Origin of the sequence: Mesorhizobium sp. ES1-4, assembly GCF_020164745.1 — a bacterium.
Classification (GTDB): domain Bacteria; phylum Pseudomonadota; class Alphaproteobacteria; order Rhizobiales; family Rhizobiaceae; genus Mesorhizobium.
Genome location: NZ_JAIUGV010000021.1, coordinates 1 through 14,715 on the forward strand (window position 1 = coordinate 1; position 14,715 = coordinate 14,715).

Sequence of the window (14,715 nt, forward strand, 5' to 3'; positions counted from 1 at the left end):
TTTGTTCGAGCCAGCCGAATGCAGAAACTTCTTCAAAGCTGCCGGATATGAGGCCAATTAATCGCGACACGCTTTAGCACCGGCGAGGGAATGCCCTTGAAGCGACGGGCGACCATCAGGGCAACGCCATAGGATAGCGAGGCGCCGATCAGTGCGAACTTCGCCCAGGCCGGGCCGCCAAGGCCGGCAAGCAGGCCGGGGCCGATCATGACGGCCGTGCCGGCGACGCCAAGCGCGATGCCGGCCAGCTTGTTCCACGACAGCTTTTCATCCGATGTCAGGGTGTTGGCGAGGATCAGCGTCCAGAACGGCGTTGTGGCGTTGAGCACCGAGGCAACGCCGGCGCCAAGCTCCGTCTGTCCGGCGAAGATCAGCGAGAAGGGAACGACATTGTTGGTGAGCGCCAGCAGGAAGAGCAGGCCGGCGTGGGGAAGAGCGAGGCGGAAGGACGGACCACGCAGGCCGAGATAGATTTGGAGTGCCAGTGCGGCGATGGCGACGCGGAACAGCACCAGCACCAGCGGATGAAGCTCCGCAACCGCGATGCGGGCGAAGAAGAACGAGCCGCCCCAGATGGCGCCGAGCAGCAGCAGTTGCGCCCAGTCCTTGAGCGCCATCGGTCCACGCGGTGCCGTTGCTGCCATCGCCATGTGATTCGTCCTCCTCAAAGGCGGCTCGAATGCCGGCCAGTCAGGCAGAAGCCATATCGGGATCGGCGACAAGGGCCACCCGAAAGCTGACCGGCAGCCAGCCTTCCCGGCAAAAGGCTATTGCCGCACCGTTTGGGGTGCGAGACATAGAATTGTTTCAATGCAGCACCGCGCGTTTCCAGAGACGCGCAAAGGACGCTGCAAAATTCATTCCTGGCGATGATCCTTTCCGAAAGTCGAAATTGGCTTTCAGGGTCATGCGCTAGCCGCTAGCTTGGATTAATTGTGCGCAGCCGAAGTCGAGGATTCGTCCATGCAGCGATTCGAGAATGCCCGCGAGGCGGCACTGGCGCTTCGCCCGGACGATCCGGTCTATTGCTTCCGCCCGCAGGTGCTGAAGGCCGATGCTAGGCAGTTCATGGGCATGTTCCCCGGCAAGACCGCCTATGCGGTCAAGACCAATGGCGAGCAGATCGTGCTGAAGACGCTGGTCGAAGCCGGCGTCAACGCCTTCGATGTCGCTTCACCCGGCGAGTTCGCCGCCGTGCGCGCCGTCTCGCCCGATGCCGAGATGCTCTACATGCACCCGGTCAAGGCGCAGTCGGACATCAAGCTGGCGCTGGAGAAATACGGCATCCGTGTCATCTCGCTCGACCATGAGGACGAGATCACCAAGCTGACCCGGGTGGTGCGGGCGCTGGATATCGACCCGGGCGCGATCAGCGTGTTCGTGCGGGTGCAGACCAAAGGTCACGCCGCCTATGAACTGTCGAAGAAATTCGGCGCCGGGCCGGCTTATGCGGTCGAACTCGCCGAGCGGCTGAACCGCACTGGCTACAGGGTCGGCCTCTGTTTCCATGTCGGCAGCCAGATCGAGGATCCCGACACCTATGAGCGGGCATTGGCCTCGGCCGACTGGGTGCGCAACCGGCTGACATTCGACATTGCCGGGCTGGACGTCGGCGGCGGGTTTCCGGCCGAATACGGACATGATCCGAACCGCAAGCAGATCGAGATGCCGTCGCTTGGCCAGATCATGTCGCGGCTGTCCGGCGACCTGAAGGAATACCAGTTCGACCAGATGCCGCTGGTGGCGGAGCCGGGCAGGGTGATCGTGGCGCGCTGCCTGTCGCTGATCGTGCGGGTGCTGCTGCGGAAGGGCAAGCGGCTCTACATCAATGACGGCATATGGGCGTCGCTGTCCGATTCCTGGACCGGCAAGATCACGCTGCCGGCCCGCTTCATTCCCGATCCCGCGATCCGCACGCGCAATGGCGACGAGAACACCATCGTGCCGTTCAAGGTGTGCGGCGCGACCTGCGATTCCGTCGACATCCTGTCCAGGCCGTTCTGGCTTCCCGAAACCGTCGATACCGGGGACTGGATCGAGATCGGCCATATCGGCGCCTACTCGCTGTCGCTCAGGACCCGCTTCAACGGCTTTTATCCCGATACATTCGTCGAGATCACGACGCCCTTCGACGAGGGCGACGCGCCGCAGGGATTCGCCAGCCTGGAGACGATGGCGGACTAGGAACAAGAAGTCAGTGGAGAGCAGTCGGTAGTCAGCAGGGAATTCTATATTCCGCTACTCGCTCTCTTCACAGCTTCGCCAACATCTCCGGCGTCGGCCAACCATCCACCGGCAGGCCGAGCCGCATCTGTTCCTTGCGGATGGCTTCGCGGGTGTTGGTGCCCAGGATGCCGTCGACGGTGCCGACATCGTAACCCCTGGCCTCAAGCTTGGTCTGCAGCGCCTTCATCTGCTCGTTGTTGAGGCCCGGTTCAGGATTGCGCGGGTCAAGCGGTGGCGCGCCGGCGAGCCGCGCGGCGAGGTTGGCCGCGGTCAGCGCGTAGGTGAAGGACTGGTTCCATTCGAGATAGACGTCGAAATTGTCGTAGGTGAGGAAGGCCGGGCCCTTGCGGCCCATGGGCAGCGCCAGGCCGGCTTTCAGGCCCTTGTCAGCCAGTGGCGAACCGTCCGGGTTGGTGACACCCCACTGCGCCCACTGTGTCAGCGGCAATTTGTTGCTGCGGCCGGTCTGGTCCCACGGCATCTCGTCGGGCACGCGCACTTCCTGGATCCAGGGCTCGTCGCGCTTCCAGCCGCGCGACAGCACCTTGTTGCCCGTGGTCATGATCACGTCCGGCACGGAGCCGCGCAGGTCGATCTTGCCGTCGCCGTCGCCGTCGACGCCGCGCGCGAGATAGTCGGACGGCAGGATCTGCGTCTGGCCGATCTCGCCGGCCCAGGCACCGGTGACGTCGGCCGGCAGCACGCCGCGATCGATCAGTTCCAGGAGCGGCACCAGTTGCTGGCGGAAGAGCTGTGGGCGGCGGCAGTCATGCGACAGCGTCACCAGTGCGCTCAGCGTATGGAAATCGCCCTGCACGGCGCCGAAATCCGTTTCAAGCGCCCAAAAGGCGGTGATGACAGGCGCCTGGACGCCAAACTGCTGGTCGGCGCGGGCGAAGATATCGGCGTATTTCTTCATGTTCGCCGCACCTTGCTTCAGCCGGTAGGCCGAGATCATGCGGTTGGAAAATTGGATGAAGGTTTGCGTGAAGACACCCTGCGCGCGGTCGCGCGCCAGGGCCCTCGGGTCAAAGTCGGCGTCCTCCAGCGCGTCGAGGCCGACAGCGCCGACACCGGCCGCCTTGGCTTCGGCGGCGACACCCTGCTTCCAGGTTTCGAAATCGCCGCCGCATTCCTGCGCCATCGCCGGCAAGGCCGTGGCGCACAGGAACAGCGCCGCGAGGGCTTGGGAACGCAGTCGCATCGGCTTCCTTTCGAAACGAAGAGGGCATTGTCGTGCCCGGCTGGAAGCCCAACGCCTTGGGTTACCAGCGGTTGCACTCTTTTGCCGCTGGCTGTGTCGAAAAGCAGGCGGCGGGCCCGGTGTCAACGGTCTTCTGCCGCAGCCCCTGTTCCAGGTGGCTGCGCTGCCATTGCCATGGTATCAACGGGTGTTCTGCCGCAACCACTTGTTCCATGCGGCTTCCGAGCCGTTGAAGACATTGATGTCGGACTTGCCGGTCATGCCGGGAACGATGCCGGTTCCGGTGTACTGCCAGAATGTGAAGGGGTGGCTGCCATATTTCTCGCGCGGGTGGCCGGCAACGGAGCGCAGCCAGTAGGGATAGCCGCGGAAGCTCGAGAGTTCGTTGTCGTCGAAGAAATCGACCGAGGTGTAGATGATCGGCTTCTTGCCGTAATGCCGCTCGACCATTTCGAGGAAGGTGGTCATTTCCGCGCGTACCGTGGCCGGGTCGGGGCGCAGGCGGCAGGTCGGCGATTTCGGGTTCCATTCCATGTCTAGCACCGGCGGCATGGCCGAGCGGTCGACAGGCACGTTCTGGATAAACCAGCGTGCCTGCTGGGCAGCGGGCGTGCAGAAATAGAAGAAATGGTAGGCTGCGCGGGGAACACCGGCAGCTCTTGTGCGTGCCCAGTGCTCGCTGAAATACTCATCGAAGCGGTCGCCGCCTTCGGTCGCCTTGATGAAGGCAAAGGAGATGCCGCTCGCCTTGGCCGTCGGCCAGTCTACCGAGGTCTGGTACTTGGAGACGTCGGTGCCGTGGACGGCATAGTTCCAGGGCGCGCCGCTGTCCCATTCATGTGGCTTGGAATCGGCAAAGCGCGGCGCGCGCACGGGCACCGTCGGGCTGCCCGAAGCGGACGGCGACAGCGGCGAGAGATCGTCCACGGTCGAGCAGGCGCCAAGCAGCGTCAGCATGAAAAGGACGGCAAGACGGCGCATCGCAACTTCCAGGCCGGAATCAGCCGGTCGCTGATGGGGTCGTGCACCGATGGCCGAAGTTGGTCTGGCCCCTCCAGGCGATCGCCCCACAGCATCGCCTGATAAGTGATTTCATGCATGTCGTTGTCCCAAAGCCGCTGCGCAGTTTTGGGCAACATGCATCATGTGATCGCCGATCATGGTTGATAATCGGTTGACGGCGCTCGACAAGAGCCCCGATTTTGCGGAAGCAATGGCGGCAATTCGATGACATAAGGGGCCGGGCGAAAGCCTGGGAGGAAGCGGATGCGGATCGTGGTCAAGATCGTCAAATGGCTGCTTGGCCTGGTTGTGCTGGCGGTTGCAGCGCTGTTTGCCTGGCTCTACATCGCACCGCCCGAACTGATCCGCGTCGGCTCGGGCTATTCGGCCAAGATCGTCTGCTCCAACGTCTTCATCGCCGGGCGGGACGCCAACGAGGTGTTGGCCGTCGACGTGCAGGCGCCCGGCCACCCGCTGCTGCGGCTGATGCGGGTCTCGGTCGACAAGAACCGGGGGACGGTCTCGGCCGGGCTGCTCGGCTTCCTCGGCGAAAGCGAGGCGGTTGCCCGCGACGGGCTCGGCTGCGCCTCGGTTCCTGACGGCGATGTCGGCAAGGCACGGCGCACGGCGGTCCATGCCGGACCCGCGGCGACAAGTCAGGATGCGTTATGGCCCGGGGGCGAGCGGGTCGATGCCTCTCAGAACCCCGATGTTACGAAGATCGTCGCGGATGACGCCATGGCCGGCATCGGCATGCGCGCGATTGTCGTGCTCAAGAACGGTCGCGTTGTCGCGGAGCGCTATGGTGACGGCTTTTCGGCCAAGACGCCGTTGCTCGGCTGGTCGATGACCAAGACGGTCAACGCCGCCATCATCGGCACGCTGGTCAAGGACGGCAAGATGGCGGTCGACAACAAGGGCCTTTTCGCGCCCTGGAAAGCCGACGGCCGCGCCGCGATCACCCTTGCCGACATGATGGCGATGTCGAGCGGCCTGGAGTTCAACGAGGACTATGGCGACGTCGCCGATGTCACGCGCATGCTCTATCTCGAACCCGACATGGCGGGTTTTGCCGAATCCAAGCCGCTCAGCGGCGAGGTCGGCAAGGTGTTTTCCTATTCCAGCGGCACGGCGGTGATGCTGTCGCGCCTCTGGCAGGACGCGATCGGCGACAAGGCCAAGGCATTGATGTGGCCACGCACCGCACTGTTCGAGCCGCTCGGCATGCACAGTGCGGTTTTAGAGACCGACGAGCAGGGCACTTTCGTCGGCTCGTCCTATCTCTACGCCACGGCGCGTGACTGGGCACGTTTCGGCCAGTTCCTGCTGCAAGGCGGGGTGTGGAACGGCAACCAGGTGCTGCCGGCCGGCTTCGTCGACTGGATGCGCGAGCCGGCACCGGCTTCGAAAGTCTATGGCAAGGGCCAGTTGTGGATCGAGGCGCCGGGCGACGAGGAAAACCCCGGCGCAGGCGTCGCCGCCGGTCTGCCCAAGGACACCTACTGGATGGAAGGACATGACGGGCAGACGGTCGCCATCATTCCCTCGGAGCAATTGGTGGTGGTGCGGCTGGGGTTGACGCCGGCGAAGCTCAATTATCGCCCGCAAGCGATGGTTGGGGCGCTGGTTAAGGCGCTGCACTAAGGGCTATTTGCCCGAACCAAGCACCGCTAGCCACGCGTAACCACGATAAAGCGTGCGAAAACGAAAGGTTGCGCCGGTACGCTGGGATTCCGAATCCAGGACGTTGCGCAAGGTCGCGCGCGGCGTGACGTGGAATTTCCGCAGCCAGCCGCGCAGCAGGGCCCGAAACCAGCGCGGCAGGCCTTCCTGCTGGCCGAAATCGACGATGTGCAGCGAACCGCCTGGCGCAAGCGCCGCAAGTGCCGCCGACACCGTCTTTTCCCAGCCCGGAATCATCGAGAGCGAATAGGACACGAAGACGCGGTCGAACCGTTCTGTGCGGAAAAGTGTCTTCGCATCGAAATCGGTGGCATCGCCGCGTGCCAGGCTGACCTTGGCCGAGAGACCTTCGCGGGCAACAGCTGTGCCGGCCGTCTCCAGCATTTCGGCCGAAATATCGAGGCCGAAGAACCGGGCGTTGGGATAGGCGCGGGCAGCAAGGATGATGTTGCGGCCGGTGCCGCAGCCGAGTTCCAGCACCGTGCCACCCGGCGGCACGTCCAGCCCCGCGATCAGCCGGTCGCGGCCGAGCAGGTAGTATTTGCGGGTCAGGTCGTAGATGTGGCGCTGCCAGCGGTAGACGCCGTCCATCAGTTCGGCGTGGCTGGCCGGCAGTTCCGTTGTGCTCATGCCGCGCGCTTCACATAGAGGTGGAAGCCGCCATAGATGGCGGAACGGTCGCGGGCCGAGAATTCGCGCGACGCTTCGTTCTGATAGTCCCATTGGTCGAGCAGCGAGGTCGAGACGCGCCCGGGCAGCAGGCTGGGCTCGGCGGCGGTGCGGAAGATGACGCGAGCCCCGGTGGAGGCGGTGCGGGTGATCTCCGACCACAGCGCGTTGAGCTGGTCGTCGGTCATCCAGTCCTGCGCGTCGAGCAGGATGAAGCGGTCGACGGCGCCGGCATCCTTGCCCGCAAGGAATTCGATCAGGTTGGCGTGGTGGATGGCGACGCGGTCGATGTTGCCGCGGATGGTTTCGTAGTTGCGCTTTTCCAGATAGGCGGGCAAAGCGGCCTCGCCAGGCTCGGGATAGCGGCGGGCAAAGGCTTGCCAGGCGAAATAATTGTTTTCCAAGGGGAAATCGCAGGCGAGCTTTTCCAGGCGGGCCTTCAGCACGCTGGCCATGGTGCCGTCGCCGGAGGTGATCAGCGAATCATACTGCGCCGGCGGGATGCCGAGACCGAACAGCGAGGCTTTTCGCGAGGTCGCCCATTTCAGGAGCTTCTTGTCGAAGACCGGCGCCAGTTCCTCATTGAAGAAGCGGCGCTGTTCGCCGATATTCCTGGCTTCCATCATGCGGGCTGGATTGACGCCGAAAAATTTCGCCGTGCGGTGGCCCATGGCGATGAACAGACCGAGCAGGCCGGTCTGGTAGAAATTGCGGTCGAAAACGCCGATGCGCCTGTTGCCGCGCCAGTTGCGGCGCTCCCAGTAGTGGCGGCTTACGGGATCGAGATGCGGAGCGATAAAGCGGTCGTAGGCTTCGGAATTGTGGCTTGTGTCAGTCGCACCGAAAAACCGGAACAGGTCCCCCTGAGAAGGCAGATGGCGAACCGCCTCCAGCTTCATGCGGTTCAGCGCTATGTGGGCGGCGTTGAGGTCGACGGCGTCGATTTGCGCCGGCGAGCGGGTGAGATAGGCCAATATGTTGCAGCCGCCCGAGGCGATGGTGACGACGCGGTGGCCCTGGCCAAGCTGCATCGCATCCATGTCGACGTCGGGGTCTTCCCAGATCTGCGGATAGACGAGGCCGGAGAACAGCAACGCGAACAGCCGCTCGGAGATGCCGGCTTTGGAAAGCGGCCGGTTCTGGTAGACGGCTTTTCCGACTTCCTTGCCGCGGCGAAAAACCAGATCCGAGGAGACGTCCGTCATGGCAAGGTGATTCCCCATTTGCTTTGGCGCAAGCGGGTAACCCAGGGTCATGACAGGCCGGTGACAGCCTGTTGACGGCTTCTTTACAGCTTCTCGAACCCGCCTGGCGTCGGCGTCGTCACGATGACGGCCTCGCCGGCGTCGAGCACGGTCTGGTCGCAAGCCTTCAGCACGTCCACCGTGCCATCGTTGCGGCGCACCTTGGTCGAGCCGACCTCGCCGTCGTCGCCGCCGTCCAGACCTTGCGGCGGGCGGTTGCGATGCGAGGACAGGATCGCGCATTCCATCTTCTCGAGGAAGCGGATGGTGCGTCTGGTGCCGTCGCCGGCATTCCATCTGCCCTTGCCGCCGGAACCCTCGCGGATATGGAAATCCTCCAGCATCACGGGGAAGCGCAGTTCGAGCACCTCCGGGTCGGTGAGGCGCGAATTGGTCATGTGGGTGTGGACGCCAGAGGTGCCGGCGAAGCCGCGGCCGGAATTCATGTGGCCGGCCGGCGAGCCGGAACAGATCGTCTCGTAATACTGGTAAGTCTTGTTGCCGAAAGTCAGGTTGTTCATCGTGCCTTGCGCGTTGGCCATCGCGCCCATGGCGCCGAACAACGCGTTGGTGACGTGCTGCGAGGTCTCGACATTGCCGGCGACGACGGCGGCAGGGTAGGCGGGCTTCAGCATGCAGCCATCGGGAATGACGATGTTGATCGGCCTGAGGCAGCCGGCATTCATCGGGATCATGTCCTCGACCATGACGCGGAAGGCGTAGAGCACGGCGGCCCGGGCGACCGGCTCAGGCGCGTTGAAGTTGTTCTTCATGACAGGTGACGTGCCGGTGAAGTCGACGGTCGCCTCGCGTTTTTGCCGGTCGACCGATATCTTGACCTTGATCACCTGGCCGGTGTCCGTGGGATATTCATAGTCGGAGGTATCCGGCAGCCGCTCCAGCACGCGGCGCACGCTTTCGGCGGCGTTGTCCTGGACATGGCCCATGTAAGCCTCGACGACGTCGAGGCCGAAATGCGCGACCATCTTGCGCAGCTCCGCCACGCCTTTCTCGTTGGCGGCGATTTGTGCCTTCAGGTCGGCGATATTCTGGTGCGGGTTGCGGGCAGGATAACGATGATCGGTGAGCAGCGTATGCAGCTCCTTCTCGCGGAATTTTCCGCGATCGACGATGCGGAAATTGTCGAACAAGACGCCCTCCTCGTCGACCGTGGTGGCGAGCGGCGTCATAGAGCCGGGGGCGGTGCCGCCGATATCGGCATGGTGGCCGCGCGAGGCAGCCCAGAAGAGGATGTTTTCCTGTGCATCGTCGAACACCGGCGTCACCACCGTGATGTCAGGCAGATGCGTGCCGCCATTATAGGGGGCGTTCAAGGCAAAGACGTCGCCGGCGTGAATGTCGCCGGAGTTCAGCCGGATGATGGTTTCGACCGAGCGATCCATCGATCCCAGATGCACGGGCATATGCGGCGCATTGGCGACCAGCGCCCCGGTGTGGTCGAAGACGGCGCAAGAAAAATCCAGCCTTTCCTTGATGTTGACGGAATAGGCGGTGTTCTGCAGCGTCACGCCCATTTGCTCAGCGATCGACATGAAGAGGTTGTTGAAGACCTCGAGCATCACCGGATCGGCTTGCGTGCCGAGTGCGGCGGCGCGCGCCTTTCTTTCCGTGCGGCGTATGACGACGTGGTTGAGGGTGGTGATTTCGGCCTGCCAGCCTGGTTCGACGACGATGGTCTGGTTCGGTTCGATGATGAGAGCGGGACCTGCGACCAGATTGGAAGGGCGAAGGTTTTCGCGACGATGGACGCCGGCTTCATGCCACCGTCCTTCGGTGTAGATGCGCCGCGTTCCAGAAGCGCCAGCTTCAATCCTCGCAGATCCTGCGGGCGCATGGGCTTCGGCGCTGCTCTCGCCGATTTCGCTGCCTTCGACGCCGACCGTTTCGACGATCATCGGCTTGTCGTCATAGACGAAGCCGAATTGCGCCTTGTGCGCAATTTCGAAATCGCGCCTGGCCTGGAAGATCGAGTCTGTCTCGAAATTCACCGGCAGTGCCGTGTCGGTGCCGTCATAGCGGATATGCAGCACCGGCCTGGTGGCAATTGTATTCTCGGCGATGCCTTGCGCCGTCAGCTCCGCGACCACTGCTTTCTTCAAAGTGGCGATGAGGCCGCCTATCTCCATTCTGGATTCCTCGGCGAGCGGCTTCAGCAGCGCCTGCTGGCGTGAGGCAAAGACCGAGGCTAGGCCGATGCCGTAGGCCGAAAGCAGGCCCGAGAAGGGATGGATCAGCACGGCCTCCATGCCGAGTGCGTCCGCGACCAGGCAGGCGTGCTGACCGCCGGCGCCGCCGAAGCAGTTCAGCAGATATTCGGTGACGTCGTAGCCTCGCTGCACGGAAATTTTCTTGATCGCATTGGCCATGTTCTCGACCGCGATCGTGACGAAGCCTTCGGCGACCGCTTCGGGCGGCCGGCCGTCGCCGATCTCGGCGGCCAGTGCCGCGAATTTTGTGCGCACCGATTCCAGGTCGAGCGGCTCGTCCTGGCCGGGGCCGAAGATCGAGGGGAAGAAATCGGGCTGCAGCTTGCCGAGCATGACATTGGCGTCGGTAACCGCCAGCGGGCCGCCGCGCCGGTAGGCAGCGGGCCCCGGATTGGCGCCCGCGGAGTCCGGTCCGACACGGAAGCGGCCGGCCTCGTAATGCAGGATCGAGCCGCCGCCGGCGGCGACGGTGTGGATGCGCATCATGGGGGCGCGGACGCGCACGCCGGCGACCTCGGTGTCGAAGGCACGTTCATACTCACCGTCATAGTGGGCGACGTCGGTGGACGTGCCGCCCATGTCGAAGCCGATGACCTTGTCGGAACCGGCAAGCTTCGCCGTCTCGACCATGCCGACGACGCCGCCCGCCGGACCCGACAGCAGCGCGTCCTTGCCCTGGAACATGTCGGCGGCGGTGAGCCCGCCAGAGGACATCATGAACATCAGGCGAGGGGATTCGTCGTGGCCTCCCGCCGCACCCAGTTCTCCCGCCACCCTTTGCACATAGCGGGACAGGATCGGCGACAGATAGGCGTCGACCACGGCGGTGTCGCCGCGGCCGACCAGCTTGATCAGCGGCGAGACCTCGTGGCTGACCGAGACCTGGCCAAAACCAAGCTTGCGGCAGACCCTTGCCACCGCCTTCTCGTGATCGGGATATTTCCAGGCATGCATGAATACGATTGCAACAGCATCGATGCCGTCGGCTTTCGCCTGCTCGATCGCCGGCCGGCAGGCGGCGATATCGAGCAGCCGTTCGACGCAGCCATCGGCGAGCACGCGCTCGTCGACCTCGATAACGCGCTCATAGAGCTGCTCGGGAAGAATGATCTCCTTGGCGAAGATGTCGGGCCGCGCCTGATATGCGATCCTGAGCGCATCGCGAAACCCCTTGGTGATAAGCAACAACACACGGTCGCCCTTGCGCTCCAGAAGTGCGTTGGTGGCCACCGTGGTTCCCATCTTGATGTCGCCGATCAGATCGGACGGGATGGCGGCGCCCGCTTCAAGACCGAGCAGGCCGCGGATGCCCTGGACGGCGGCATCGGTATAGGCTTCCGGGTTTTCCGACAAAAGCTTGCGCGGATGCAGTGCACCTTGGGGGTCACAGCCGATGATATCGGTGAAGGTGCCGCCGCGATCGATCCAGAAATCCCATTTCGCGGTCATGCGTCTGTCTCCGGTATTCCGTTTCCGGCGTCGTTGTTAATGCGCCCAAGCGCCGGCAGCAATGTCGCCTGGTTAGCATCGATGTTACGGATGGAAACGCAACGTTACGAAACCGATGCCCGCCCGGGGCATTTCTCTTTCGAGCGTTCACCGAAACGTGAGCGTTTGTTGAAGGAGAGATGTTATGAAAAAGCTCGTTCTTGCTTCCCTGTCCGCCCTTGCCCTGCTGGGCGTCGCGGCCTGCAGCGACAGCGGCACCGACAACACCACCACGCAGAGCACCAATCCGCCGGCTACGGAGCAGCCGATGAAACCTGCGGCCCCGGCCGATAATTCGACCAAGCCCGCCGAGCCGGCTCCGGCAGCGCCCGCTCCTGCACCCGCACAGTAGGTTGTAAGCAGCAGTAACCATCTTACGAGGAAGGCCGGCTTCATGCCGGCCTTCCCTATGGGATGGGACCGGCTTGGGAGCGGCAATCGCCTTTCGTTCACGTGCCCGGGAGCGGCCGTTATTGGCTTGATAGCGGGGACCGGTTGGCTTTATGAAGCTGGCCATGTCGATTTGGGACCGCCTCGGCGACTTCATCACGCGGGTTTCGTCTTCGACCACGTCTGGCGTAGCCGACGTGGTTGAGGCTGTACGTACGGTTTTCTCCGGCGACGCCGACCTGCGTCGCCGCGTCGCCTTCTCGGTGGCGATGATCGCGCTTTCGGCCAAGATGGCCAAGGCCGACGGCATCGTCACCCAGGATGAGGTGCGCGCCTTCCAGGAAATCTTCGAGGTGCCGCCGAAAGAGACGCGCAATGTTGCGCGGCTGTTCGATCTCGCCCAGCGCGACGTGGCCGGTTTCGAAATCTATGCCGAGCGCATGGCGCAGATGTGCGGCTCCGGGCACTCCAATTGCGTGATGCTGGAAGACATACTCGACGGCCTGTTCCACATCGCCAAGGCCGATGGGCTGGTGCATGAGCGCGAAGGTATGTTCCTGCACCGTATCGCCGAGATCTTCCGCATCGACGAAGCGCATTACGAATCGATCTTGGCCCGGCACGTCAATCTTGGCGCCGGCGATCCTTATGTCGTGCTCGGCATCGAGCGCGGCCAGCCGTTCGAGGAGGTCAGGAAACGCTATCGCAAGCTGGTGTCGGACAACCATCCGGACCGGTTGATCGCGCGTGGGTTGCCGCAGGAATTCATCAAGATCGCGACGACGCGGATCGCGGCGATCAACGCCGCCTACGAGATGATCGAACGGGGCCTGCGGCACGCATGAGCGGCTTCCTGCCCGACGAGCCTAGCGCCGAGGTCAGGGTATCGCCGAATTTCGGGCCGAGGCGTGACACGCTGACGCCTGACATGATCGTGCTGCACTATACCGGCATGGCGACCGGTGCCGGGGCCGAAGCCTGGCTGTGCGATCCGGCGAGTGACGTCTCGTCGCACTACCTTGTCCATGAGAATGGCCACATCGTGCAGATGGTCCGGGAAAGCGATCGCGCCTGGCACGCCGGCCAGAGTTCCTGGTTCGGACGCACCGACATCAATTCCTGCTCGGTCGGCATTGAAATCGTCAACCCCGGCCATTCGCTGGGCTATCCCGGCTTTCCGCAGCGCCAGATCAATGCGGTGATCGGGCTGTGCAAAAGTATTGCCGCGCGGCATGCGATCGCCGCCGAGCGGGTGCTGGCGCATTCCGACGTGGCGCCCGGTCGCAAGATCGATCCGGGCGAGAAGTTTCCATGGGCCGCGCTGTTCAAGGCCGGCGTGGGCCATCTCGTGCCAGCCGCTCCCGTCAGGCGCGGAGCCGCCTTGAAGCCTGGCGACCGCGGTGTCGATGTCGAGACACTGCAGTCGATGCTGTCGCTCTATGGTTATGGTGTCGACATATCAGGCATTTTCGACGATCGGACCAGGAGCGTTGTCGAGGCCTTCCAACGGCATTTCCGGCCGCGGCGGGTCGACGGGCTTGCCGACGGCTCGACGATGCGCACGCTGCAGAAGCTGCTCGCTTCCGTCAAGAATTGACCCAAGGTCAAGAACCGACCCAAGTAATCCTTCCCATCCTTAAAGTTACAACCTGTCACCGAAAGTGACTTGCGGCGCCTTCATTGACGCCAAATCGGGCTTCAAAGGGCTGTTCGTACAGTTTGTCGGACGTCCAGCCCCCCAGGTGTTCCGATATTGATCAAGCGATGCCACGTGAAAATCTTCGCGTGGTCCCAACAAAACAGGATCACATGCAGAAATTGACGGTTTTAACGGCAGCTCTTGCTGCCGGCGTAATGAGTTTTGCCTTCAGCGCGGCCGACGCCGCGCCGTTAAGCCCACGAGCCGATCAGGGGCTCGTCGCGACGTCCGCCAAAGGCAAGGCCATCTCGGCCAAAAGCAAAAGGAATGCGAAGGCGGCAACCAAGCAGGCTTCCGCGAAAGTGGAAAAGGCAAGCCGGGCCAAGGCCAGGAAATCCCCTGCCAAAAAGCAGCCGAAACGCGGCCGCAAAACCGTGGACATGTCGACGACCGCGTCGATCGATCCCAGGAATGTCGCCGTGGCGACCGGGGCGGTGGCGAGCGGCGGCCAGTATTCCGCGATTGTCGCCCGCTACGCGGCCAGCTATGGGGTTCCGGTGTCGCTGGCCCACGCCGTGATCAAGATCGAGAGCAATTTCCAGCCGAACATGGTCGGCGGCGCCGGCGAGATCGGCCTGATGCAGATCAAGCCGGCAACCGCGCGGATGATGGGTTACAGCGGGTCGGCCAAGGGCCTGTTCGATCCCGACACCAACATCAAATACGGTATGAAGTATCTCGCCATGGCGCGCGACCTCGGCGGCGGCACGACCTGCGGCACGATCCTGAAATACAATGCGGGCCATGGCGCCACGCGGATGAACCCGGTTTCGGCGGCTTACTGCAGCAAGGTCAAGGTCCAGTTGGCGGCTGTCGGCGCGCCGGCTTGACAAGAACCGGTCACCACGGGCTTTTTCGGTTGCGTTTTGCGGTGTGAACCCC

The 14,715-nt window shown here is 63.4% G+C and carries 11 protein-coding genes and 1 pseudogene; 6 read left to right on the forward strand and 6 right to left on the reverse strand.

The genetic code is table 11. The features are described from left to right. Positions 1-74 precede the first annotated feature (74 nt). A pseudogene (locus LB556_RS28085) lies at positions 75-650 on the reverse strand (DMT family transporter); the annotation flags it as partial. Positions 651-963: 313 nt separating this feature from the next. On the opposite strand from LB556_RS28085, the gene LB556_RS28090 reads away from it, so the two are divergent. Continuing rightward, on the forward strand, positions 964-2,184 hold the full coding sequence (locus tag LB556_RS28090) for an alanine racemase (protein WP_224570830.1): 1,221 nt from the start codon (positions 964-966) through the stop codon (positions 2,182-2,184). A gap of 67 nt (positions 2,185-2,251) precedes the next feature. Here LB556_RS28090 and LB556_RS28095 read toward each other — a convergent pair whose 3' ends face one another. Both LB556_RS28095 and LB556_RS28100 read right to left on the reverse strand, forming a co-directional pair. Further along, the gene (locus tag LB556_RS28095; RefSeq protein WP_224570831.1) at positions 2,252-3,430 is read right to left on the reverse strand and encodes a lytic murein transglycosylase; all 1,179 of its coding nucleotides are present in this window, start codon (positions 3,428-3,430) and stop codon (positions 2,252-2,254) included. A gap of 180 nt (positions 3,431-3,610) precedes the next feature. After that, entirely contained in the window at positions 3,611-4,411 is an 801-nt protein-coding gene (locus tag LB556_RS28100) for a GH25 family lysozyme (protein ID WP_224570832.1), read from the reverse strand. A gap of 285 nt (positions 4,412-4,696) precedes the next feature. On the opposite strand from LB556_RS28100, the gene LB556_RS28105 reads away from it, so the two are divergent. Continuing rightward, on the forward strand, positions 4,697-6,076 hold the full coding sequence (locus LB556_RS28105) for a serine hydrolase domain-containing protein (RefSeq protein WP_224570833.1): 1,380 nt from the start codon (positions 4,697-4,699) through the stop codon (positions 6,074-6,076). A 3-nt stretch (positions 6,077-6,079) separates the two neighbouring features. Here LB556_RS28105 and LB556_RS28110 read toward each other — a convergent pair whose 3' ends face one another. From LB556_RS28110 to LB556_RS28120, 3 genes are read right to left on the reverse strand one after another with little or no spacing between them, the layout of a single operon-like run. Then, a complete protein-coding gene (locus tag LB556_RS28110; RefSeq protein WP_224570834.1) occupies positions 6,080-6,745 on the reverse strand; it encodes a class I SAM-dependent methyltransferase in 666 nt (221 codons plus the stop codon). Next, positions 6,742-8,040, reverse strand: coding sequence for a DUF3419 family protein (locus LB556_RS28115; protein ID WP_224570835.1), 1,299 nt, complete (start codon positions 8,038-8,040; stop codon positions 6,742-6,744). Before LB556_RS28115 ends, LB556_RS28110 begins: the two co-directional genes overlap by 4 nt. Before the next feature lie 32 nt (positions 8,041-8,072). Beyond that, entirely contained in the window at positions 8,073-11,705 is a 3,633-nt protein-coding gene (locus LB556_RS28120) for a hydantoinase B/oxoprolinase family protein (RefSeq protein WP_224570836.1), read from the reverse strand. A 184-nt stretch (positions 11,706-11,889) separates the two neighbouring features. On the opposite strand from LB556_RS28120, the gene LB556_RS28125 reads away from it, so the two are divergent. The 4 genes from LB556_RS28125 to LB556_RS28140 all read left to right on the forward strand — a co-directional run bounded on the left by LB556_RS28125 (position 11,890) and on the right by LB556_RS28140 (position 14,663). Further along, on the forward strand, positions 11,890-12,096 hold the full coding sequence (locus tag LB556_RS28125; RefSeq protein ID WP_224570837.1) for a hypothetical protein: 207 nt from the start codon (positions 11,890-11,892) through the stop codon (positions 12,094-12,096). Between the two features lie 163 nt (positions 12,097-12,259). Beyond that, positions 12,260-12,979: a J domain-containing protein gene (locus LB556_RS28130; protein WP_224570838.1), complete on the forward strand. Its 720-nt coding sequence runs from the start codon at positions 12,260-12,262 to the stop codon at positions 12,977-12,979. After that, entirely contained in the window at positions 12,976-13,731 is a 756-nt protein-coding gene (locus LB556_RS28135) for an N-acetylmuramoyl-L-alanine amidase (RefSeq protein WP_224570839.1), read from the forward strand. Before LB556_RS28130 ends, LB556_RS28135 begins: the two co-directional genes overlap by 4 nt. Before the next feature lie 212 nt (positions 13,732-13,943). Further along, positions 13,944-14,663 carry a lytic transglycosylase domain-containing protein gene (locus tag LB556_RS28140; protein WP_224570840.1) on the forward strand — a complete coding sequence of 240 codons (720 nt, stop codon included), beginning with the start codon at positions 13,944-13,946 and terminating at the stop codon, positions 14,661-14,663. Positions 14,664-14,715: the final 52 nt, after the last annotated feature.